15 protein-coding genes are annotated in these 25,711 nt (G+C 35.1%); 2 read left to right on the top strand and 13 right to left on the bottom strand.

From position 1 onward, the window contains the following. Position 1: 1 nt before the first annotated feature. The 5 genes from FLV_RS18155 to FLV_RS18135 form a co-directional block, all read right to left on the bottom strand. Entirely contained in the window at positions 2 to 1,459 is a 1,458-nt protein-coding gene (locus tag FLV_RS18155) for a RagB/SusD family nutrient uptake outer membrane protein (RefSeq protein ID WP_243236111.1), read from the bottom strand. Between the two features lie 12 nt (positions 1,460 to 1,471). Then, positions 1,472 to 4,519, bottom strand: a complete 3,048-nt coding sequence (locus FLV_RS18150; protein ID WP_243236110.1) for a SusC/RagA family TonB-linked outer membrane protein — start codon at positions 4,517 to 4,519, stop codon at positions 1,472 to 1,474. Positions 4,520 to 5,290: 771 nt separating this feature from the next. Next, positions 5,291 to 6,691 (bottom strand): sulfatase, encoded by a 1,401-nt coding sequence (locus tag FLV_RS18145; protein ID WP_243236109.1) that lies wholly within the window; start codon positions 6,689 to 6,691, stop codon positions 5,291 to 5,293. A gap of 48 nt (positions 6,692 to 6,739) precedes the next feature. Further along, positions 6,740 to 8,143 (bottom strand): RagB/SusD family nutrient uptake outer membrane protein, encoded by a 1,404-nt coding sequence (locus tag FLV_RS18140; protein WP_243236108.1) that lies wholly within the window; start codon positions 8,141 to 8,143, stop codon positions 6,740 to 6,742. A gap of 19 nt (positions 8,144 to 8,162) precedes the next feature. Continuing rightward, complete coding sequence (locus FLV_RS18135) at positions 8,163 to 11,258, bottom strand: SusC/RagA family TonB-linked outer membrane protein (protein ID WP_243236107.1); 3,096 nt, start codon at positions 11,256 to 11,258, stop codon at positions 8,163 to 8,165. Between the two features lie 634 nt (positions 11,259 to 11,892). Here FLV_RS18135 and FLV_RS18130 point away from each other — a divergent pair. Together FLV_RS18130 and FLV_RS18125 are read left to right on the top strand one after the other, a co-directional pair. Then, complete coding sequence (locus tag FLV_RS18130) at positions 11,893 to 12,672, top strand: GLPGLI family protein (RefSeq protein WP_243236106.1); 780 nt, start codon at positions 11,893 to 11,895, stop codon at positions 12,670 to 12,672. Next, complete coding sequence (locus tag FLV_RS18125) at positions 12,669 to 15,302, top strand: hypothetical protein (protein WP_243236105.1); 2,634 nt, start codon at positions 12,669 to 12,671, stop codon at positions 15,300 to 15,302. Before FLV_RS18130 ends, FLV_RS18125 begins: the two co-directional genes overlap by 4 nt. Positions 15,303 to 15,313: 11 nt before the next feature. Here FLV_RS18125 and FLV_RS18120 read toward each other — a convergent pair whose 3' ends face one another. From FLV_RS18120 to FLV_RS18085, 8 genes are all read right to left on the bottom strand, one after another. Next, positions 15,314 to 16,573 (bottom strand): YeiH family protein, encoded by a 1,260-nt coding sequence (locus tag FLV_RS18120; RefSeq protein ID WP_243236104.1) that lies wholly within the window; start codon positions 16,571 to 16,573, stop codon positions 15,314 to 15,316. Positions 16,574 to 16,819: 246 nt separating this feature from the next. After that, a complete protein-coding gene (locus FLV_RS18115) occupies positions 16,820 to 18,439 on the bottom strand; it encodes a sulfatase-like hydrolase/transferase (protein WP_243236103.1) in 1,620 nt (539 codons plus the stop codon). 214 nt (positions 18,440 to 18,653) lie between these two features. Then, positions 18,654 to 19,373 carry a thioredoxin domain-containing protein gene (locus FLV_RS18110; protein WP_243236102.1) on the bottom strand — a complete coding sequence of 240 codons (720 nt, stop codon included), beginning with the start codon at positions 19,371 to 19,373 and terminating at the stop codon, positions 18,654 to 18,656. 11 nt (positions 19,374 to 19,384) lie between these two features. Continuing rightward, positions 19,385 to 21,337: an alkyl/aryl-sulfatase gene (locus FLV_RS18105; protein ID WP_243236101.1), complete on the bottom strand. Its 1,953-nt coding sequence runs from the start codon at positions 21,335 to 21,337 to the stop codon at positions 19,385 to 19,387. A gap of 7 nt (positions 21,338 to 21,344) precedes the next feature. After that, entirely contained in the window at positions 21,345 to 22,412 is a 1,068-nt protein-coding gene (locus FLV_RS18100; protein WP_243236099.1) for a sterol desaturase family protein, read from the bottom strand. Between the two features lie 150 nt (positions 22,413 to 22,562). Then, the gene (locus tag FLV_RS18095) at positions 22,563 to 22,724 is read right to left on the bottom strand and encodes a hypothetical protein (RefSeq protein ID WP_243236098.1); all 162 of its coding nucleotides are present in this window, start codon (positions 22,722 to 22,724) and stop codon (positions 22,563 to 22,565) included. Positions 22,725 to 22,854: 130 nt separating this feature from the next. Then, complete coding sequence (locus tag FLV_RS18090; protein ID WP_243236096.1) at positions 22,855 to 24,750, bottom strand: arylsulfatase; 1,896 nt, start codon at positions 24,748 to 24,750, stop codon at positions 22,855 to 22,857. A gap of 335 nt (positions 24,751 to 25,085) precedes the next feature. Then, positions 25,086 to 25,679, bottom strand: a complete 594-nt coding sequence (locus tag FLV_RS18085; protein ID WP_243236094.1) for a DUF1214 domain-containing protein — start codon at positions 25,677 to 25,679, stop codon at positions 25,086 to 25,088. Positions 25,680 to 25,711: the final 32 nt, after the last annotated feature.

Raw genomic sequence — 25,711 nt, 5'->3', positions numbered from 1 at the left:
ATTAATTAACTTTATCTCTCCAGGCTGGAACTTGTTTCAAATTTTTATTTAAATCCAGTTCTCTTTGTGGAATCGGAAAATGAACATGTTTCGGCTGTGCATTGGTTTTGCCTGCCGCTTTTAATTTGGCAACAAAATAATCAGGACCTCTTCTGGCAAGATCAAACCAGCGTTGGTATTCGTAAACCAGTTCTTTTCTTCTTTCTTCAAAAACAGCTTCCCTAAAATCATCTTTGTTGATTGACGGAGAAGTTGCGGACAGCAAATCAATTCCGGCTCTTTCTCTCACACGGTCAATTCCTTTAAAAGCTTCTGTAGTTGGACCTGTAAGTTCATTTAAGGCCTCAGAATTAATTAATAATATTTCTGCAAATCGAATAATCGGTGTGTTTTTTGAAGACTGTCCCGGTGAAGCAGGAGTTGCAGGATCAAAATATTTATTAAAATGAGGAATCGTTTTGTACGTTTTTCCATCTGTTGGACTTACAAATTCAACTCCAAAAGTGATGTACTTACGTTTATCTGTTTCGGCAAAAGCCTGAAAAAGTCCACCGGCAGTATGTAAAGCATCGGCCTGATCTCCTGCAATTCCTGGTACGGTGTTAGGTGCAGAAGTAGAGGCAAGCATATTACCGTTCCAGTTGGTTAAACCTTTAAACTGTGCTGAAAAAATGTGTTCTTTGCCATTTTTCGTAGCTACATTAAATACATCAGCAAAATTTTCAAATAAACTATAGGTTTTACTGTCAATGACTTCCTGACTTTTATCAGCAGCTTTTTGCCATTTTTTCTGAGTCAGATATACTTTAGACAATAAACTTTTTGCAGCACCCGAAGTTATTCTGCCTTTAATTGGCTGTACAACCGGTAAGCCTTCAGCATCTAATAAGTCGGTTTCAATCTGAGCGTAAACTTCGGCTTCAGGAGTATTAGCAGGATTTATCGCCTCCGGAGTCAGCGTTGTAGTTTCATGTAAAACCAAAGGAACATCACCAAACCATCTTACGATATTAAAATACAATACGGCTCTTAAAAATTTTGCTTCGTTAGCCAGATCTTTTGCTTTTTGCGGCTCTAAATTTGGATTATTTATAATGTTGTCAATCGCAACGTTGGCTCTGTTTATTCCGTCATAACTTTGTCTCCATAATTCCAGCATACGGTCGTTTGAAGCATCATGCGTTAAATTTGACAAGGCTCTAACGTGTGCATTTCGGGCTCTTGGACCTGCTTCGTAATCGTCAGTAGCCATTTCGGTCGAAATCTGAATCAGTCGATTGTAAAGTGTGTGTGTAGAACTATTGATTGCATTATGAACTGCGATTACAGCTGCCTCTGCATCTTCGGGCGTTTTGTAAAAACTGTTTGAAGCGATAAAAGCTTTTGGATTTTCATCCAAAGGATTACAAGCACTTATGATAAAGAGAAGTACTAAACTGTATATAATTGTTTTTTTCATGACTGTATCTTTTTAAAATGTTATCGTTAAACCACCCGATATTGTTTTTGAAGCAGGGTAAATTCCTGTATCTGTTCCTGGAGAAATTGTGGTTCCGTTGGTTACCTCAGGGTCGAATCCTGTGTATTTTGTGAAAGTGAAAAGGTTTTCTCCCACAACCCTGAATTTAACAGAAGTCAGGAGCAGTTTTTCTGAAACCTTTTTTGGTAAATTATAACTGAATGTGATGTTTTTAATTCTCACAAAAGAACCGTCTTCAACAAATCGGTTTGAGAAAACAGGTGCTGGATCCAGTTTGGCACGAGGAGTAGTGTTACTTGGATTCGTTGGAGTCCACGCATCCAAAGCGCTTGTCGAAGCATTTTGCTGTCCGTTATACAATTCAAGTGCCTGAGCATTTCCGTTAAGGATTTTATTTCCAACTGATCCATTGATCAGTGTAGACAATTCAAAACCTCTGTAGGTAAAAGTATTCGTGAAACCAAATATAAAATCAGGCTGTGCATCACCAATACTGGTTCTGTCTGCTGCGGTTGTAAAGGCACCATCGCCATTAATATCTTTGTATAAACGATCACCTGCTTTAGGCGTTGCGTTTCCTGTGAAAGCTCCTTTTGTGGCAATATCTGCTGTTTGCAGTATTCCATCGGTTACAGCACCGTAAAAAGTTCCTAAAGATTCTCCTTTTCTAAGGATGTAATTTCCAAAAGTGTAGAATTCAGCATCATTTCCGAGCGCAATGATTTTGTTGCTGTTGAATGAAATATTAAAATTTGAATTCCATGAAAATGCTGTATTTCCAAGTGCTGTATTGATTCCTAACTCAATTCCCTGATTTTGTACCGAACCAAAGTTCTGTAATGAAGAGGTAAATCCGGTTGTGTATGGTATCTGAACAGCCAACAATAAATCCTTGGTTGTTTTGCGGTAAACGTCTACGGTAAGGTTTAATTTATCATTAAAAAATCCAACATCAACACCGGCATCAAACTGGTTGGTTAATTCCCATCCTAAAGCATCATTTGAAATTCTTGTTGGTGTAAATCCGGTATAAATCTGGTCTCCAAAAAGATATTTAACACTGCTTAATGTCGAAAGCGACTGGTATTCTCCAATTTCCTGGTTTCCTGTGGCTCCGTAACTCGTTCTGATTTTTAAGCTGTTGATAACGTCTTTTACAGGAGCAAAAAAAGCTTCATTGCTTATTTGCCATGCTGCCGCAAAAGAAGGGAAGTACCCCCATTTATTGTCTTTTCCAAATCTTGAAGAACCATCGGCTCTCAAACTTGCTGTTAAATAATATTTTGAATCGTAATTATAGTTTACCCTTGATAAGTACGAATTTAAAGCCCAGGTGCTTTCGCCCGAAGTTGGCATTAAAGCTACATTACCACTCTGCAGACTGTAATAATAAGTAGCATCATTTACAAACTGCTGTGATCCTGCGGTAACAAATTCCCTAACAGAATTTTGCTGTGTATAACCAGCCAGAACATTCAAACTGTGTTTTTCTGCAAAAACCTTAGAATAGGTTAGGGTGTTTTCATTTAGCCATGTTTTAGAATCGGCTGTTCCAATTTTACCTTCTCCATTGGTAATCAGTCCTTCATAAATACTTATTGGAAGGTAACTTTTTTCCTTATTGAAAATCACATCGGTTCCAAAAGAAACTTTCAGGGTTAAGTTTTTCAGAATGTCATATTCGCCAAAAATAGTTCCTAAAATTCGATCGGTTATCGCTTCATTTTTGCGTTCGTTTAAGGTCGCGATTGGATTTGCAAAGATGTTTTCAAACGGATTTCTTAACGTATATTTTCCGTTACTGTCATAAATCGTGGCAGTTGGCGGCATACTCAATAAAGAAGTTATTAAACCTGCGGGTGCCACTTTTGATTTGGTTTCTGAAATCGTAAGGTTCAAACCTAATCTGGCTTTACTGCTTATTTTTGAATTCAGGTTTACTCTTCCACTCAGTCTTTCAAAACCGGTGTTTTTAATAATTCCTTCCTGATTGTAATAATTTCCGGAAACAGCATATTTAGTCTGGTTGTTTCCGCCAGAAACGCTTAACTGGTGATTTTGTACAAGTCCTTTTTGAAAGGCTTCTTCCTGCCAGTCAACACCTTTTCCTAATGCGGCAATTTGTGCCTCACTTAAATATTGATTAGGACCCAAAGCCGGATTGGTATCGAATAAAGCTGCATTTCTAAGTCTTGCAAAACCTTTCGCATCCAAAACATCTACTTTATTGCGAACTTCCTGTTGTCCTAAGGTATAATCATAATTGACAGTCAGGGCATTTGCAGATCCTTTTTTAGTCGTAATAATCACAACACCATTTGCACCTCTTGATCCGTATATGGCTGTTGAAGAAGCATCTTTTAAAACCGTAATCGATTCAATATCTGATGGGTTTATGGATGAAAGCGGATTGGTAGGCGTACCACTCAAAACTCCGGCAGTGAAATCTGAATTGTAAATCGGGAAGCCGTCAATTACATACAGCGGTTCGTTTCCTCCCTGAATGGAGCTTCCTCCCCGAATACGAATACTTAAACCTGCACCCGGCTGACCGGAAGTCTGTGTAACATTTACACCCGCTACAGATCCCTGAAGTGAACTTTCGAGTGTTCTTTGCGTTGCTTTTAATGCTGTAGAAGAAACGGTTTCGGCAGCACCTGTATAATCTTTTTTGGTCGTACTTCCGTAACCGATGATTACAAGTTCATCCAGTTCCTTGCGGTCTTCTTTTAAGGATATCTGAACAAAATCAGTATTTGCAGTGTGTTCTGCAGTCACATAACCAATATAACTTACAATCAGTATGTATGGAAATTTTTGACCGGTCTGGAAATAGAACTTTCCGTCTAAATCGGTTACTGCTGAGTGTGTGGTTCCTTTAATCTGAATGTTAACTCCCGGAATCGGCTGATTGGTAACCTGATCAATAACAGTTCCGTTTAGTGTAGAGTTAATGGTGGCTTGTGTATTTTGGGCATTAATTCCGGCTGAAATCAATAAAATGCTAATCCATAAAAGGATGTTTATATTTTTTTTCATTGCGTAATGTAGTTTTGGTAATTATAAAAGGAAGTCTGAAAGTTTGTTTTAAAACTCTCTGTTAACCCTTTGATTTAGCGATAAATTTTCTTTAATCCTGATATTTCCGTTGCCGCAGAAATATTTTTTTTAGCAATTGCTGTACATTTTCTTCATTTTGTTTGAGTTTTAAATTTGTTTTTGATTTTAATATTTAGATATAAGTCATGATGCTTTTTGTTGCAAAAAATGCAGCAAACATTGTGGTATAAACAATAAGACTTGTGATGATTTTAAAGAATTGCTTCAAATTCAATTAGAAAGATTAACCAATTGAAACGAAATAAACGTGAAGATTTAGCAACAGCAGCACATACAACAAGAAATGTTATACGTGTAATTTTCAAGAAGAATATGATGTGTGGTTTTAACTGTTGTTTTCAAAATATAGTTTTTTATAATTAAATATGATTTTAAACCCTACTAATCCTATAGACAAAGTTAAATTTAATATAATGATATCCAAAAGTTTTTTTAATTTTTTTGTAAAACGGCAAAAGAGTAGAAGTTAATTAAGGTTGTTTTTAATTTATGTTATTGATTTTTAGTGTTTTGTTGTTTTTGTTTTAAAGCATAAAAAAACAGAAATAAGTTGAAAAGTATGTTTTTTCAGCTTATTTCTGTTTTTAAAAATTGTTGCAAAATCAAAAAATGACTTAGAAAAAGGTCTTAATAACCATTGGTGTCATAAAAAAACAATTTATTAAGATTTTTTTAGATTGGGTTGAGATGTTATTTTTTCACCACATCATCCAGATTATTTTTAACAGGCACAACAGTTGCAAGATGTTTTGAAACCACTTCCTGAATCTGAGCCGCAACATCCGGTTTTTTATCAATGATATTATTAGTTTCGGATGGATCAATTGCAAGATTGAACAACTGTAATTTTTCCAGTTTTTCTAATTTTTCAGGATATCCGCTTGGGTCATTTTTGTAATAGTACAATTTATAATCTCCTAATCGGGCTGCGAAAAGTTTTGTTCCGTGATAAAAGAACATTTCATTTCTCGGATTGCTAGTTTGACCTTTTAACACCGGAGACAAATCGTAACCATCCGTTTTAAGATTCTCAGAAAGTTTTATTCCTGCAAGGCTGCCAAGAGTTGGTAATAAATCTAAGGTACTTCCAATTTTGGTTTCTACTTTTGGTTTCAGGTTTTTTGGCGACCAAATGATAAAAGGGACACGGGTTCCACCTTCGTAACTTGTTCCTTTTGCACCATATAAAGTTCCTGAAGATCCGCCTTGTTCTTTAAAGATCTTCCATGGGCCATTGTCAGAGGTAAAGATTACATACGTGTTTTCATCTAATTTTTGCTCTTTTAGTGTTTTAATGATTTGCCCCACACTCCAGTCTAATTCTTCGATTACATCTCCATATTTACCGCCTTTACTTTTACCCACAAAATCTTTTGATGAAAAAAGAGGAATATGAGGCATGGAATGTGCTAAATATAAAAAGAAAGGTTTGTCTTTGTTTTTCTTAATAAAGGCAACTGATTCTTCCGTATATCGCTTCGTAATGGTTGTCTGATCAGCGGGTCTTTCGATAATTTCTCTATTTCGGATTAACGGAACATTGAAATCTTTAGATTCGATTTTATAATCCGGATCAAGAAGTTTCAGGTAAGGAATTTTTTCATCACGATCCATATCATTTGAATATGGGATTCCATAATAATAATCGAATCCATTGTTAAGTGGCGTATGAGGTTCTAAATGGCCCAAATGCCATTTACCAATTGCCGCTGTCTGATAGGAGGCACTTTTCAGCAATTCGGCAATTGTGGTTTCAGATTCAGGTAATCCTCCAGCCGAATTAGGAAATAAAACACGTCGGGTGTCGCTTTCCATTCCGATTCTAACAGGGAGTCTTCCGGTCAATAAGGCAGCTCTGGATGGCGTACAAACATTGGCAGCTACATAAAAGTTCGTCCATTTTTGACCTTCACTGGCTAATTTATCTAAATTTGGAGTTAGAATGGATGGATTTCCATACGTACCCAAATCTCCATATCCTAAATCATCTGTAAAAATGATAATGAAATTGGGTTTGCTATTTTTCTTCTGACTGTGTATTGTATTGAATGTCAGAAATAATATGCTTATAAAAAATGCTGTTTTCTTCATAATATTAATTTATTATTGTTGTTTGAAAATGATTTTTCGTTGTTAATTCTAATAACCAAAATTTGGATCTAAATTTGGATTTGCGTTTAATTCAGTAAGCGGAATCGGGAACAACACATGAAAAGCCTGTGCTTTTTTTCCTCTGGCAATTGCTCCTGTAATGAATTTATTATGCCTGATCTGATCTTCACGACTTTTACTTTCGCCATAAAATTCCCAGCTTCTTTCCTGTAATATCAAATCACGTAAGGATTCTTTATTATAATCGGCGAGGTCAATTAAACTTATCCCGGCACGAAAACGAACTTTATTAATTGCTTTAATTGCTTCTTCGGTAGGGCCGTTCAATTCATTCAGTGCCTCAGCATACGAAAGCAAAATGTCTGAATAGCGCACTTCGGGTAAATCATTGCCTTGGGTCGCTCCAACAGAGTTAGGATCAAATTCATATTTGTATGAAAAAGTCTGGTCATTTCCTAACAATTGAAATGTTGTTCCGGATGTATTGGTGTATTTGGTGATAAATAGATTTTTTCTGACATCACTTGGTGCAAAGGAATTCACATAACTGTCAAATAAATAAGACCTTGCAGCAAAAACCTGATTATTGCTGAATGGCAGTGGATAATCAGTAGGAAAAGTCAAAGCTACCAAAATATGTCCGGATTGTCCATTGGCAGATGTTGCCCAAAGAATCTCCTTATTCCATTCATTATTCAAGGCAAAAACACTTTTATAATCCGGCAGTATGTCATACGTTTTGGATAGAATAATCTGATTGGCAATATCAGCAGATTTCTGCCATTGTTTTGTATTCAGATAAAATTTACACAATAGTCCCAAAGCACCACCTTTTGTAGCCCTTCCATTTTGTGCTCCTTTTACCGGTAAAAGTTCCGAAACTTCTAAAAATTCTTTTTCGATAAAAGATTTAAATTCGTCATCGGTTGGTCTTGGAAGCTGTAAATTCTCATTTTTCGAAGATACAATCAAAGGAACAGGTCCGTACCAATTGTACAAATAAGAAAAGCTGAGTGCCCTGACAAAACGTGCCTCTGCATTTAATGATTTCTCTTTATCATTTGTTGTTGAAGTATTGTCAATTACAATATTGGCATCGCGGATGGCAGCATACAATTGCGACCAGGACTGACTAAACCATTCGTGATTACTGTCCCAGGTAAAGTTGCTCAAAGGAGTAATCAGGGATTCAACACTTCCGCCACGGTTCCATTGTTCTCCGGAAACATAAGGCGAAAGAAAATAAGCCCAAATCCCTTTTGCCTGAGAATTACCGTAAGCCGAATTTAATACCGCATTTTTTCCTTCGAGGGTAGTCAGGAAATTTCCGGGCGTAAGCTCAGAATACACATTTTCTTCTAATAAGTCATCACAGCCCGAAAGTGCCAGCAGTGCGATTGATGCGTAAAATATATTTTTGATACTTTTCATATTTGATAAATTTTGATTGTTAGAAATTAGCATTTAAACCCAATAAAAAGGTCTGTGCCAACGGATATCCGTTATAATCCACCTTAACATTTCCTCTTCCAAAAGCGCTTGACTCAGGATCAAATCCGATATAATTTGTCAAAGTCCATAAGTTCTGACCTGTCAGGGAAATTTTTAATGATTTTAAAAAGCTGTCTCTTTTTAATGGTAAATCATACGAAAAACTCACATTTTTAAGACGCAAATAAGTAGCATCCTGAATTATCAGACTATTCACTTTTCCTCCTCCGTAAGCAGTTGGCTGAACTGCCGATGGCCATTTTGTATCTGTATTCGCAGGTGTCCATCTGTCTAAAATCATTTCCGACATTCTGTTTCTTCTGAAATTACTTGGGTACATACTTTCCAAAAGATTGACGTTTAAAGTTTCGCCTCCCTCTTGTCCCTGAAAAAAGAAACTAAATTGAAAGTCTTTATAGGTAAGTGTGTTTTGGATTCCGTAAGTGAAATCCGGGAAAGGATTACCAACTATAACTTGATCCAACGGTGAAATTTTATTATCACCATTCACATCCCTAAAAATTGGATAACCCGGTTTGGAAGTTGGTTGCGCCGAAGCACTTACCTGTTGTGCATTCTGAAAAATTCCATCTACGATATATCCATAATAGGAGTAGGCAGGAGAACCTTCTCTAAGAATTGCCGTATTCCCAATTCCCTGAATATTTCCGGTAACAATTTCGCTTACGCCTCCTAAATCAACAACATTGTTTTTTATGGCGCTGATATTTAGACTTGTATTCCACTTAAAATCTTTTGAATCGATGTTTAAAGAGTTTATTGACAATTCAAATCCTTTATTCTGCATTCTACCCACATTTTTTAAGATAGAAGGGTAACCTGTTGCCTGAGGCAGGGGTACATTTAAAAGTAAATCGCGTGTATTTTTAATAAAATAATCGGCTACGATATTCACTCTTCCTTTCCATAAACTGGCATCGATTCCAAAGTTTATTTGTTCTGTTGATTCCCACTTTAAATCCGGATTTGCAATTCGGGAAGGTTTGGTTCCCGCCACGACTGCATTGTTAAAAACAGGACTGGTACCCGAATTAAATGTAGTTATCGAAGAGTAATTCGGAATATCCTGATTTCCAATTAACCCCCAACTGGCTCGCAATTTTAAATCGCTAAATACGCTTGGAACAAATTTTTCATTAATAACTCTCCAGGCTGCAGCAATAGAAGGGAAATATCCAAACTTATTGTTCTCACCAAATTTTGAAGATCCATCCGCTCTTAAACTTGCTGTAAGAAGCAATTTATTGGCATAAGAATAATTTACTCTGGTAATAGAAGATACCAGCGTATTGTCTTCGTGACCGGAACTTAAATTATCATTATTGGTGTTTCCGAGCCCTAAATTATCTGTACCTAATGCATCGGAAGGAAATCCCTGAATATTTCCGCCAAAAGACCTCTGATCAAAATATTGATACGTAAATCCCTGAAGAACATTGATTTTGTTTTTTTCGTTGAATTCTTTTTTATAATTCATCGTATATTCCACAAGGATATTTGATCTTTCCAATGTAGCTATACTTGCAATTCCTTTTGCAGATGCACCTGCAATTGTTTTGGTAGAATTATAAATGTCTCTTCTTGTATTTTGCCTGTCAGAACCTAAATTAAGCTTGGCATCCAATGCGTCTGTAATTTGGTAATTAAGGTATAAATTCAATAGGGTTCTATTGGTTTTATTGTTACTGTCAATCCCTTCAATTAAGCTAAGCGGATTATTTATCGTTAAATTTTTTGACTGACTAAAGGCGGTTCCATCTGCAGCATAAACAGGTTCTGTTGGATCATAAAGCAATGCGGCATTGATTGGTCCGGCACCTTCATTTATATTAACCCCGTCTAAGTTGTTTTGATCTTTGATTAAACTGGTATTGAAATTAATTCCAAAATTGACTTTATCACTTAATTTTCGGTCTAAATTAACCCTTGCAATAAATTTTTCAATTCCGGTATTTTTAACCACACCTTCCTGCTCAAAATAATTTAAAGAAGTAAAAAATGTTGTTTTGTCGTCCCCGCCCGATGCCGAAATATTATGGCTGTTAATCACTGCAGGTCTATAAATTTGGTTTGTCCAATTAGTACCGGATCCAATTGCCGCAATTTGCGCCGGAGTAAACTCGGGAGCACGGCCTTCCTCAACAGATAAAGCATTCATAGCCGATATATATTGGAAAGTTGATAAGATATCTACGTTATTATTGACTACCTGAAAACCTGAATTTAAGTCATATGTAATAGCTGTTTTACCATTTTTACCTTTTTTTGTGGTAATCAAAATAACACCATTCGCACCTCTGGAACCGTATATAGCGGCAGATGAAGCATCTTTTAGAATTTCGATTGATTCGATATCATTTGGGTTAATGGAATTAAGAGGATTCCTCGGATTTAAATTGGTTCCTAAACCTGCTTCACCGCTGGAACCTGAAAGTAAATTGGAGTTGTCGACAGGCAAACCGTCAATAACATATAAGGGTTCGCTTCCGGCTGTCAAAGATCCTTGTCCACGGATTCGAACGGATAAACCTCCGCCCGGTTCAGAACTGGTTTGGTTGATTTGAACTCCCGATGATTTTCCCTGAATCATCTGATCGATAGAGGCATTGGCACCCACATTAAAATCCGATTTTTTTAAAGAAGAAACGGCTCCTGTTAAATCACTTTTTTTAATCGTTCCATATCCCACAACCACCAATTCGTTAAGTTCTTCGATGTTTTGGGACAATTTTATTACAACTGGGCTTCCGTCTACGGTTATTTCTTCCTTCTTGTATCCAATATAACTAACAATTAAAATGTAAGGGAATCTTTGTCCGGTCTGAAAGAAAAACTTTCCGTCAAAATCGGTATTTACACCATGAGTAGTGCCTTTAATATTTATTGAAGCTCCAATTATCGGTTCATTTGTAATTTTATCTACAACAGTCCCATTCAGTTTTGATTGTATAAGCGGGTCCGTATTTTGGGCATTAATTCCGGCTGAAATCAATAAAATGCTAATCCATAAAAGGATGTTTATATTTTTTTTCATTGCGTAATGTAGTTTTGGTAATTATAAAAGGAAGTCTGAAAGTTTGTTTTAAAACTCTCTGTTAACCCTTTGATTTAGCGATAAATTTTCTTTAATCCTGATATTTCCGTTGCCGCAGAAATATTTTTTTTAGCAATTGCTGTACATTTTCTTCATTTTGTTTGAGTTTTAAATTTGTTTTTGATTTTAATATTTAGATATAAGTCATGATGCTTTTTGTTGCAAAAAATGCAGCAAACATTGTGGTATAAACAATAAGACTTGTGATGATTTTAAAGAATTGCTTCAAATTCAATTAGAAAGATTAACCAATTGAAACGAAATAAACGTGAAGATTTAGTAACAGCAACACATACAAGAAGAAATGTTATACGTGTAATTTTCAAGAAGAATATGATGTGTGGTTTTAACTGTTGTTTTCAAAATATAATTTTTTTGATAAAATTAATAACTCTACTAATCCTATAGGCAAAGTTAAATTTAATATAATGATATCCAAAATTTTTTTTAATTTTTTTGAAGACAATAAAAGTGTTATTTTTACTACAATATTTATTTTTTAGATAACCGTATAATAGTTAGAAACTATATTCTCTCTGTGCTTTCATAGAGAGAATATTAAACAAGACAAAACATGATAAAAACAATTTGCTTTTTTTTAATCTTTTTATCAGGCACTATTAGCGCCCAGGTAAAAACTGTAATTGAATATACTTTTCAAGATCAAAACAATTATGTCTGCAGTAGTAATTTGTATGTAGTAAATAATGAATCTATTTACAAAATAAATGATCCACGAGAAAGTGGAAATTATAAAATTGATGTTGAGAACAATTCTTATTATGGAGTCTATAATGATAAAATTTCGAGATTATTTTACTCAACAGAAAAGAATACAATTACAAGAATACCTTTATACAATTCTGAAATAATTTATAGTTTCGATAGCGACAATTTAAAATATGAATTAACAGGAAAAACTAAAAAAATTGAGAGTTATAATTGTCAGGAAGCAAGATTATCATTAAATGACAGAAAATACACAATTTGGTTTATGCCTGAAATACAAATAAATTTTGGGCCGTATAAACTTAATGGATTACCCGGGCTAATAATGGAAGTTACAGAAGAAACCAGTAATATAAAAATTACATTTAAAAGCATGAAAAAACTAACTGAGACTAATGAATTTGATAGTTTAAAAAAATATATCTTAAGTAAGCCAGTCTTAGACTATAATAAATATGAAGAAACTATAACTGAACTTATGATTTCTAAAAAAAATAAACAAATTGCAAATGCCAACGAAAATGGGATAACTATCGAATTTGCAAAAGGACAAATATCTTTTACAACTTACTTAATTGATATTCCAACAAATCTGGTTTCTAAGTTAGAAAATATCTCTCAGTGAAAAAAACATATATACTTTTCACCATTTTACTTATTGTTCTGAATTTTTCCTATTCACAAAATTTAAAAGGAAAAGTGATTAATGAATCCAATCAGGCGATTACCGGAAATATCATAATTAAAAACTCTGAAAACAAAAATTTGATTTCAGAGTTTTTTAAGTCTAATAATGATGGGGAATTTTCGATCGAATTAAAGAAAAATTATCTGAATATTTATATTGAAGTGTCTGCTTTTGGTTATCAGAGTATTATTGACAGTATTGTAAATCCTGAAAAAGGTAAAACATATTCTTTCACTTTTACCTTACTTAAAAAAGCTACAGAATTAGATGAAATTGTAATTAAGGAGGAAAAATACAAAGTTGAGGAAGATACAGTTACATTTAATCCAAATGGATACAAAGACGGTACTGAGCATAAAGTAGAAGATTTAATCAGAAAGCTTCCCGGAATGGAAGTTGAAGCAAACGGTACCATTAAATACAGGGGCAAAAGTGTAGTTTCTGTACAACTGGAAGGAGATGATTTATTTGGAAATAATTATACTATGGGAACCCGTAATATCTCAGTAGATATGGTTGAACAGGTGCAAGCTATAGATAATTATACAAAAAATCCGTTGTTGAAAGGAATCGAAAACAGTGAAAATGTTTCAATCAATCTTAAACTTAAAAAAGGAAAAACGGACATTTCAGGAAATGGAAATTTAGGAAGTGGATTTGATAGTGGCAATAACCCACGGAATGACTTGAAAATTAATCTTTTAAGTGTGTCCAAAAAGTATAAATCATTTGCAAATTTAAGCTATAATAATGTAGGAATGAATAATTCTGCTGAAGATTATTTTTCGATGAATGCGACTTTAGAGGATATAAATAATAATGAACTTTTAGCCAAAACAATAATTCCGGAAAATATTTTTTCAAGTAATTTTGATACTCAAAGAGCCAATATCAATAATCAGTTTGCATTAAATTACAATAGTATTTACAGGTTTTCTCAAAAACTGTCTTTAAATACTAATGTATCTTTTATAAGGGACAAAATATATCTTTTAGAAAAAAATAACACTTTTTTTAATTCTGAAAGCATAAATTATAACGATCTAACAGAGAGAGTAAAAAAACCTGAGAACAAACAGTTAGAATTAAAACTTACTTACAATACAAGTAAATTGTCTCTTTTAGAAATAGAAACGGCTTTTAGAAACGAAAAAATAAATAGCTTAAATTCTGTTTCGCAAAGTGGTTTTTCTCCTTTTAAATCAATATTAAATACTGAAAACTTATTTTGGAAAAATAAATTACAATATACTTACAAAATAGATGATAAAAAGGCGCTACAATACATTTCACTTTATTCTGTAAATTCAGCTCCGCAAGAATTAAATATTGAGCCAATATCTTTTTCATTTGGCGGCAATTTGCAAAAAAGTCATTTTAAGAAATCGTATTTTTCTAATAAATTAATCTTACTGGGTAATTTTAAAAAGTTAAAATATACCTTTATTACAGGTTACAATATTCAAGATGTTTCTTTAAATTCAAGTTTATCTGAAGATAATATTGAAATTAATCCAGATTTTAAAAATGATAATAAGTATAAAAAATCATCTATATTTTCGGAAATTAGCACAACCTATTTTATTGAAAATTTTAAATTTCAGCCAACTTTAAAAGTAGTTAACATAAATCAAAATTATCAGGATAGAAATAATGGCTTTAATACAATCGAAAACTCGTTTGTTATTATTCCAACTTTAAACATCTCATATCTTTTAAATAGTAAATCATCATTTAAACTATCAGGGAGTTATGAAGAGAAATCACCGGAAGCAGAGAATTTATTTACGAATTTTATCGCTGAAAATAACCGATTCATAAAAAAGAATATTTTTAATTTAGATTTGCAACAGAATCAAAACTATACATTAAATTATAGATTCAACGATTTATTTACTTCCTTTTCGACAAACTTCGGTTTGATTTATGATAACAAAAAAAATACTTATTTATCAGCTGTAGATATCGAAAATGACTACACAATTTATACCTTATTTCAATCACCAACAAACATTGAAAATTATTCATTGAATATTGGTGTTGAAAAATATATAAAATTTATAAATAGTACTATTAAGCATGTATCAAATTTCGGTCATAGTAATTACAAAAATGTCATAAATCAAAGTGAATTAAGAAATAATCAGTCTTTAAATTATAATGCTTATTTCTATTTAAGTACTTCGTTCCGACTTCCGGTTAACTTTCAAAATAAATTTAATTATAGCACTATAAGTTTTAAATCTGATGATTACGATAGTAACAGAAATATATCACTAAATAATAGTTTTAAAATATTAATTAAACCAAGTAAATTTTGGTTGTTTACATTTAATTATGACTATTATTTACCAAACACAAATAATTTAGATGATTTTACTTTCTTAGATTTTGAAGTTAAGTATAAACCACAACGAACAAAATGGATAGAGTTTTGGCTTTCAGGCAAAAATCTATTAGACAATAAATTTTATTCTCAAACGGATAATTCAGATTTTCAAACAACGATTTATCAAAATAGTTTATTACCAAGATATTTTATATTAACCTTAGATTTTAAAATATAATGCTCTAAATTTTATCCAAACAATAAAAAAGCAATAATCAGGGTGATGATCACATTAAAAAACTGAGCAATTAAAAATGCGTACAAAGGTTTTTTACTGTTATTACTGAATAAATCTTTGAAATTAGTTTCTAAACCGATACTGGTAAAAGCAAGGGCAAACCAAATTCCCTGTAGATTTTTCAGACTGTCTTTTACAGCATCTCGTGTTTCGGAAGTAAGCAGAAAAGAAAAGACTAACGAAGCCAGAATAAAGCCAATTACAAATTTTGGAAAACGCTCCCAGATAACACCCAATGTTGGTTTTGAGGTAACAGCTTCGGCAGATTTGTTATGAGTATAGGTCCAGTAAACAGAGATGGCAAAAGCGGCGAGTCCTAACAATACATTTTGTGAAAATTTGACAATCGTACTGATTTTCAAAGCCGTTTCTCCCACCAGTGTTCCCGATGCCACAACGGCTCCGGATGTATCTATACTTCCACCTAGCCAGGCTCCGGTAACTTCTTCGGGAAAATTGAAATATTTGGCGATAACCGGCATAAAGATCATCATCGGAATCGCAGTTACCAATACCATCGAAATCACATACGAGAGTTTTTTTGAATCACCCTTAATGGCACCTGAGGTTGCAATTGCTGCCGAAACCCCGCAAATAGAAACCGCACTCGAAATCATCATTGTTAATTCATCATCGACTTTTAGTTTTTTACAAAGCCAGAAAGCAAAATACCAAACCGACAAAACCACCACCAATGCCTGAATTAATCCTAAAGAACCCGCTTTCAGGATGTCTGAAAAAATGACGCTTGTTCCCAACAAAACCAAACCTATTTTTACAAAAACCTCCGTCGAAAGTGCAGAACGAAACCATTCCGGCAGTTTGAAAAAATTGCCAATTGCCAGACCAATAACCAGACTAAAAATTACAGCTTCTAAATTGAGTCCTTTTATAAAAGTATTTCCGGCTATTATCAGCGCCAAAACAGTCAACAGATATACGATTGGGAAACCCAATAAAAAGTTTTTTACTGATTTACCAACTAAATAGGCGGCGATACTTCCTATGACAGTCAGGTAAATAAACTGAACCAACAGAACTTGCAGATTTCCGAGAGCAAATACATTATTCAGTAAATCAGTTCCGTTGGACCATTTGAATACCGGCACTTCAGGAAGAAATACAAACAGCGAAATTCCGATGATTACAAATCCTAAAAGTACGACAGTCCAGTCTTCGTGAAGGCTAAGTTGTTTTGTTTTTATTGACATTAGTTTATTTTTATAAAGTTTGGTTTGAGTTGGCTCCAGCTTTAGCTGCAGATAAATTATGAATAAGTTTGATGGGCTTTAGCCTAATAAAAAAGTCTGGCTAAAGCCCAAAAGTTACCAAATTTAAAACCTACAGCTAAAGTTATAGGCAATTTAAAAATGAAACGGAGTATCTCTTCTATATTTTTAAAGGGTTAAAACGACTTTTTAAAGTTAGCAAATGCTATGTTTTTATGTGTTTAAACTTTACAAATCGACAAAGTATTTTTGAGTACCAAAATTAAATTCATAATAGGTTAAATTTGGCCATAAAGGTTTTACAAGTCCTTTTTCCCAGTTTTGCAAGGCTGCCTGAAGTTCTTTTACTTTTTCCGGATTTTTTTGTGCCAGATCTGTTTTTTCAGATTTATCAGAAGTCAGATTATAGAGCCACTGCTGATGTGTTTTTCCGCTGATAATCAGTTTCCAGTCACCACTTCTGATGGCTTTGGCATCTCCGGAACGCCAGTATAGATTTTTGTGTGCTTCTTTATTATTGTTCACGGTACTAATTAAATCAACGCCGTCATAAACTCTGTCTTTTGGCAAGTCAGAATGAATTGCAGCCGCAATCGTACTGAAAATATCCAGTGAACTCACCGGTGTTTTGTAAATAGTATGCGGTTTTATTTTTCCTTTCCACGAAAGTGCAAACGGCACATTGATTCCGCCTTCAAAATGGGAGAATTTGCCTCCTTTAAGCGGAGCGTTGGTGGTAGCAAAAGTATAATCGGCACCACCATTGTCACTGGCAAAAACGATTAACGTATTTTCTTCGAGGCCTTCTTTTTTTACTTTGGCTCTGATTCTTCCAATAGCATCATCTAAGGCACTGATCATGGCAAAATACACCCGTTTGTTTTCGTCTTTTACATTCGGAAAACGGTCGTAATATTTCTTGCGGACCTGAAAAGGCGTGTGAGGCGCATTAAAAGGAACATATAATAAAAATGGTTTGGTCTTATTTTTATCAATGAACGATTCGGCTTCTTCTGCAAATTTTTCGGTCAAATAGGCTTTTTCGTCAGTGATAGTGGTATCTCTTCGAATTTTTCCAATTCCAACACGGCCATTGCCCCAAATCATTTTATCGGTAAAATCTTTGTGATGATGGTTGATGATATCCGGATTATCATCTTCGGGTGCAAAAAGCGAAAACGCCTGATAAAATCCGTAATGATAATCGAAGCCTCTGTCTAAAGGAAAAAAACCTTTGTTGTGTCCCAAATGCCATTTTCCGATAATAGCGGTGCTGTATCCTTTTCTTTTTGCCAGATCAGCAAAAGTTATTTCAGACTGAGGCAAACCTTGCGTTGCGATTGAAGCATCGTTTGGATATTGTATTTTTGGATTTAATTTCCAATTATCTGTATTCATCAGATATTTGAAAGCGTAATACTCCAGATTGTTTTTTGGATATCGGTCGCCAGGCTGAAACTCGTGACCAAATCGCTCCTGATACCGGCCTGTAAGTAAGCCTGCTCTTGAAGGAGAACAAATTGATGAGGAAACATAACCATCTGTAAAAGTAACTCCCGAAGCAGCCAGAGAATCTATTTGAGGTGTCGGAGTGGATTTTCCTCCGTATAATGAAATATCATATTTGCCTAAATCATCGGCAAGGAGAATGATTATGTTCGGTTTTTTTTCTGAAGTTTTAGAAGTGTCTTTTTCGGACAGAAATGCTGCTTTTCCTTCGGCTAATTTTTCGTCAGCCTTAATCAGTGTACCGTCTGTATTGATGGGCCAAAACAAAAATACAGAAGCGATAATGAGGACAATTAAAATTGGTAAACCAATCTTTTTAATTTTTTGGGATATTGCCATATAAATTTTGATAATAAAATGAGGAATTTTTTTCTATTATTAATAAGATTTGATGGTTTTAAAATGATAAACCTACAAGGTTTTAGAAACCTTGCAGGATTAGCAAAAAAACAAAACAAACAAACTTTACTGTTGTGAAATTAAAAACAGGCGTCAGGCTGAGTTCGTTTGACTCCGCTCAGGATGACATTTATTTCTGATTTCTTTCTTTTTATTAATTATTCTGAGCCAAAATGACATCAACATCTTTTTTCAAATTGGAGAATCCCTCTTTTTTGAAAATAATCTGACCGTTTTGATATAAAATAAGGGTAGGGAATATTTTTACGGTTTTTAAATCGGCAATTATCTGTGGACTTTCTTCCAGTTCTATTTCGACAATTTTTACCTTTTCTCCGTATTCAGCTTTAATGGTTTCCAGAACGGGTTTAACCTTTTTGCACGGTGCACAATATTTAGAGCCAATATCTACCAGAACGGTATTATTATCGGTAATGATTTTATTGTATTCATCCAAAGTTAATTTGCTTTTGGAGTTGACATAAAAAGGTTTTCCGTTGCCAATCCAGTTGGCAATTCCGCCTTCTAAACTATAGGCTTCCTTAAAACCTTTTTTTAATAAATCGTCAGCCAGCCAGACACTTCTTCCTGCCCCGATAGAATAGGTAAATACAGGTCTTGATTTGTCTAAAGCCGCAATACGTTTGGCATAATCTTTTGATTCCAGATTGAAATTTACCGCTCCGTTGATATGGTTTAAAGCAAATTCTTCAGCACCCCTGGCATCAATAATCTGCGGATTCTTTTCATTTTGAATTTTGCTGTAAAAAACATCAAGCGAGACTGTATTTGAACTTTTATTCTGCGCAAAACCGATAATGGTTACAAAAAGGATCAGGGCAGAGATGCTGTTTTTAAATAGTATATTTTTCATAATTTAAATTTTTAAGGGGTTACAATATTCCAGTACGGATTTGCAGGTTCAAAAACACTGGCCAGTTCTCTGAATTTAAAAGGATCGCCTTCAAAAATCACTCCTTCAGAAGTTAAAATATCTCTTGCGGTTTCTGGTTTTGTCAATAATAGCACAAACTTTTCTTTAGAGATGGCAAGGGTAAATTCTGCTTTCTCGTCTACTCGTTTTTCACTTTGGTGCAAAACTCCGTTTTTAAGATAAACCAGAATGTTTTTTTTCAGTTCAGGAAAAACAAAGCGTAGTTTGATATCTTTTCCGGCAGCTTTAGTGCCATCAACTGTAATTGATAAATATTCGAAAATAGCTTCGGGAGTCAGGGCTGATAAAAAGGCAGCACTGCGATCTAAAGGATTTTTAGGAGGAGTTACGCCTTCGCGGAGTTCTTTTGCTCCGGATAAATACAAATCTCTCCAGATTCCCGATTCGCTTTGATAGGCTATTTGTTCGAAGGCATCGGCTTGCAGATTTTTAGCAGCTGTATTATTTGGATTGGCAAAAACAACATGTTTTAATACTTCGGCAACCCAGCGGTATTCGCCTTTTTGAAAGCTTTCATTGGCTTTTTTCAAAACAGTTTCTTCACCGCCAAACCATTCTACATATTTTTTTGCTGCTTCAACCTGAGGAAGTTTATCATACTCAGCCGGATTTCCGTCCCACCAGCCCAGATAAAACTGATAGGTTGCTTTGGCATTGTGTTTTACAGTTCCGTAAAAATCACGGTTGTACCATTCTTTTGCCAGTTCAGCCGGCAGTTTTATTTCTTCGGCAATTTCATCTTTGTTCAAACCTTTATTAGCCAGATGAACGGTCTGATCATGAACATATTTGTAAAGATCTCGCTGTTTTTCCAAAAAGGTAATTCCTTTATCGTGTCCGTAAACCGGCCAGGTGTGTGACGGAACTACGAATTCAGTTTTATCACCAAATAAATCAATTGCTTCATCCAGATATCCGGCCCAGGCTTTGGCATCTCTGGTTTTTGCACCACGAGGCGTTAAAACATTATGATAGGTATGACTGGCAATTTCGGCAGAAAAAAATACTTTTTGAGCTGGGGCGAAGAGGGTTAATTCGGCAGGAGCCTCAGAATTCGGCGTAAGCTGAAAAACCAATTCCAAACCGTCTATGTTAATCGTTTGTCCGGTTTTTTCAATTTCAAAATTAGGCTGTAAAAGCGATGAAGTTCCACCACTCAAAAACGGTTTTCCTAAACCAATATCTACCTGCCCGGTTGCGTTTCTTTCTAATCCTAGTCCAAATTGATATCCCGCTCTTCGTCGCATTACATTTCCTAAAAGCACGTTTTCGCTAACGGCTTCTTCGTAAAAACCTTTTGGCGTTATAAATTTAACTTTACCCGATTTTATATCTTCAGCAGAAACTAAACCTTGTAATCCGCCATAATGATCACCGTGGCTGTGGGTAACAATTACTGCTAAAATAGGTTTGTTGGCAACATGTTTTTTTACAAATTCATAGGCTTTTGCAGATGCTTCTTCAATCGTTAAAGCATCAATAACTACGTAGCCGTTTTTGGTTTCTATAAACGAAATGTTAGCAGCATCAAATGAACGGACCTGATAAACGCCTTCGGTAATTTTGAATAAACCGTTAATGTTGTTTAATTGTCCCTGACGCCATAACGCCGGATTTACCGTTGCCGGAGCTTTTCCTTTTATAAAAGCAAAGTCGTTGAGGTTTACCGCAACATTTCCGGATTTCGAAAGAATTTTTCCGTCTTCCAGCGTAGCAATAAAACCTCGTTTGGCATCTTTAAAATCTTCGGTATCTTCAAAGTTTAATTTTGAATAAACGGCTTCATTTGACTTTTGGGTAAAACTTGTTGCCTGTTTTGGTGCCTGAGCATTTGCAGCAACTGTTAACCCGATTAATAAAGCATTTAGTGGTGTTTTTTTCATGGTATTTTTAAGATTGAACCGTTTCTAATGCAGGCTGAGTTTCATTAATGATAGTAGTATTTTGTTTTAAGGGTACAGAAAGAACGCCTTCTGCCAGTGCGCTTCCTTCTTTTTTAGATTTGAATATTGGCCAAAGAAACTGCGCATACCATTCTTCCTGCTTATACGATTTGATTCCGTATGATTTTGGGAACTGACGGGTAATTAAACCTGTTCCGAAAATCACATCCCAAAGAAAAAACATGTTTCCGAAGTTGCCTTTAAAGTGACCAACACCGTCTCCGCTCGTATCGGCGTGATGCGCGTGATGCGTAGCCGGAGTAGAAATAAAACGTTCCAAAACCCATGCAATCGGATGTAAAACTTTGTATTTATAAAGTGGTTTATCCCACGCGATACTTGAATGTGCTCCCAAAGTGATAAAACTTTTGATAACCAAAACAAACAAAGCAGGCAGTCCCAGACCTAAAAAAGTCAAAGTGGCTGTTAAATAAATTTGTGAAAAGAAAACGGTATAAATAAAGTTTTGTCTTGAAAGCATCGCCATTCCCATGTATGGTGCTGAATGGTGTGTTCTGTGAAAACGCCATAAAAACGGCACCTGATGATGCAAACGGTGGTACCAGTACTGCGTTAAATCATCCGCAATAGCGATTAAGAAAAAGCCTCCCCAAAAAGGAACCCATGAAAGGGAATTTTTAAGATTTGGAATTAAAACCGGTAAAACAATTAAGCTGAAAAAAGCAATTACCGGAGGTAAAATCAATTTTGGGGCCAGGAAACTTACAATATCAATTTTGCGTTCTTCTCCAGTCCATTGGTCATCGTAGAGACCGGCTGTAAATTCGATAATTCCCAAAACGACCATAAAAACAGCTAAGCCCCAGGTACTAATGTTTTGAAAAACAGGTTTTGCAAATTCTAAAAATGATGGCAAAGTAAGATGCGATTCGCTCACAACGCCATTACTTAATTTAAAATACAGGTAAATTGCCAATATGGGCAATGTGTAAATAAAAAGACTGATACTTAAATCTCTTGTCAGATTTTTGCTTGAATTTTGAACTGTTGCCATGATTTCTTATTTTAAAAATTGATTGATTAAGGCTAAACCTCCGGCCAAAATTACCAGTGGTACAAAAAATAGAATTGTTCCTACAACAATCTTTTTCCCTATGATTTGAAAATCTATTAGTTTCATATTGTGTATTTTTAGTTTAAATATTTAGTCCAGAACCGGATATACCGTATGTTTTTTAGTCTGTTCTTTTCCGGTTACTATCAGTGCGTCTATTACTTCGTATTCATATATATTGAAATAAACCTGCTCGTTCTCATTGTCATCCGGTGTTATTATTTCGAAAATTTCTTCGTTTACTTCAGCCATGATTTTTTATTTTAAAAATTGATAAATTATTGCTAAAACTCCTGTCAAGAGACCTAGTGGAAGCCCAAAAAGAATCATTCCGATAAGAATCTTTTTTAAGATGAATTCTGGGGTTATCCGTTTCATATCATTAATTTTTTGAAGTATCGTTAGGCTGAGGCTGCTGTGGTCTGTTTTGTTTCAGAAATGTTTTAAACTTATCCTGCACATCACTCCAGTTGATTAGCGGGTACACATTATTTTCTTTCGCCTGCTGATCGAATAACTGCACCAATTCTTTTAGTTTTTCGGGATTCTTTTTAGCCAGATCATTAATTTCATTAAAGTCTTTATCAACATTATAAAGTTCCCAGACTTCTTTTCCGGCGTTGTTGGCTACGGGTTTGTTTTTGGTATTAAAATCAGTAAACAGGTCTATAAAATCAGGTCGGTAAGCAAATGAAGCTTTCCAGCCATCGTTATAAATAGCACCTTCACCAAATAAAAAGTAATATTGTGTCTGATGTACCGATGGGGCATTGACATCCTGAATTGCCGATGTCAAATTTTTCCCCTGAAGCGAATCCTGTTTGATTCCTCTGATCGATTCAGGTAATTTATTGATGCCGGTTAATGCCAGCGTGGTTGGCAAAAGATCGATTACGTGACCGTATTGCGTACGGATTCCGGTGTTGTTTTTTATACCGTTTGGATAGGAAACAATCAATGGGTTTCGGGTTCCGCCTTCGGCATGTGCATCTGCTTTCCAGAATTTAAACGGTGTATTGGCAGCCTGAGCCCAACCCGCAGGATAATTGGTATATGCATCTTTAGTTCCGATTTTATCGAAATTTTTAGACAGTTCCGCAATCTGTTCTGCTTCGTTGGTGGCGGTATTTCCTCCAAATTCATTATTTACAGAACCATTATAAGAACCTTCTTTACTGGCGCCATTATCGCCAATAACAAGGAAAATAATAGTATTGTCAAACTGGTTGCTCTTTTTTAAATAAGAAACAATGCGTCCAATTTCATAATCTGTCTGTTCGAAGAAACCGGCGTAACTTTCAAAAAATCGTGCATTGATTCTTTTTTCCTCAGCCGAAAGTTTCTCCCATTCCTTAACTCTTTCATTACGTTTTGGAAGTTTGGCATCCTGCGGAATAACGCCAAGTTTCTTTTGGTTGGCAAAAACAGTTTCTCTGTACCAGTCCCATCCTTTGTCAAATTTTCCTTTGTATTTGTCAATCCATTCCTGATCTACCTGATGAGGGGAGTGCGTAGCGCCCGGAGTCAAATACAAAAAGAAAGGCTTTGCTGGTGCTGTTTTTTGCTGGTATTGCAAATAGCTGATGGCTTTGTCGGCAAGTTGTGTGTTCAAATGGCGACCGTCCGGTTTTACAGCTTTGTTATCTTCTACTAAATCCGGCTTATACTGATCGGTTGCTCCGCCAAGGAAACCATAGAAATGATCGAACCCTTTTCCTGAGGGCCAACGGTCAAACGGACCTAAATCTGTGGTTTCTTCATCCGGAGTCAAATGCCATTTTCCTACTGCATAGGTACTGTAGCCGTTTTCTCTTAATACTTCAGCAACGGTTCCTTTAGATGATGGAATTTTAGCGTCATAACCCGGAAAACCGGCTCTCATAAACTTGTGAGGAAAAAGTCCCATGTGGGCCGTGTGATGGTTACGTCCTGTAAGCAATGCCGCACGGGTAGGGGCACAAACCCCTACAGTATGAAAATTGGTAAATCGTAGCCCGTTATTGGCCAGATCATCAAAAGTCGGGGTGTTTACCAAGCCTCCAAATGCGCTCGATGCTCCAAATCCTACATCATCAAGTAAGATCCAGATAACATTTGGAGCGCCTTTTGGTGCTTTAACCGGTTCAGGCCAGTATTCTTTTGATTCGGCCAGTGTTTTTGCAATTACTCCCTTATACTCCGGATCAGGCTGGTTTTGTGCCGAAACAGAATTTAATCCTAATTGGAATACCAATAAAAAAGTAACTTTTATAATGGAAGTGTTCTTTACGTTTTTCATTTTATATATTTTTAAATAGTATAACCTGAATTTGATGGTGCCTTTCAGGATTAATGTTCTTATTTTGGATAATATTTATTTCTTTAATTATATGGATTTAGTATAATTTTAAAGTGTCAATCTCCATAGTTTTAAGATTTTACTATTGGTTAATCTGATTCTTTAACATCGTAATAATCTATATACTTGTCATGCTGACGAAGGAAGCATCTCCGCAAGAAGCTCCGCATTGCATATAACTTAGTTTGTAGACCTGGCAACGGAGATCCCTCGTTCCTCGGGATGACAAAGAATTGCTTTGTATTGTTTGTGATTATTATATGAATGAGTCATTATTATTTTACCTTTTCGATAACAGGAAGAGTATGAATAGTCAGATTTTCCCTGAGTTTGTCTGAAGGCAGGTACAAACGAATAATTAAACTTGTTTTTTTAACGTTGTTGATTGGCAGCCAGTTTTCGGTTTTTTCTGTGCCTGACAAATTGATTTTATACGAAATACTGTCAGCCTGATATTTCACATCTTCAAGATTGTAGCTGTATTTATTGATCGGATTTTTAATTAAAAAGCCATTTTCATCATAAGCTGTGATGCTCCAGTACTTTGCGTCTAATTTTTTACCGGTAATTACATAGTCAGCTTTAGGATCTAATTCGTTTCCTTCGCTGTCTGTATTGGTACTCAGGTAGATTACTTCCTTTTTGGTTAATGCATAAGGTCCGTAAACCGCCACCTGAGCAATGGTTAACAAATCAGCTGTATTGAGGTCTTTGTCTTTATCAACTGTTTTCCAGTTTCCTATAGTGCGCTGTGAATCGCTTTTTCCTGACGAAATGTTATAAATACCAATTCCGCTTCCTAATATTATAGCCAAAAGAATTAATCCTAATCCTAATGCTATCTTTTTTACTTTTTGATTTAAAGCCATTTTGATTTGATTTTAAGTTGAATGTTGTATGC

It is taken from the genome of Flavobacterium pectinovorum (assembly GCF_022802975.1).
Classification (GTDB): Bacteria; Bacteroidota; Bacteroidia; order Flavobacteriales; family Flavobacteriaceae; genus Flavobacterium; species Flavobacterium pectinovorum_B.
Note: the sequence above shows the minus strand (reverse complement) of the source record. Positions and strands in the feature narration are given on the sequence as shown.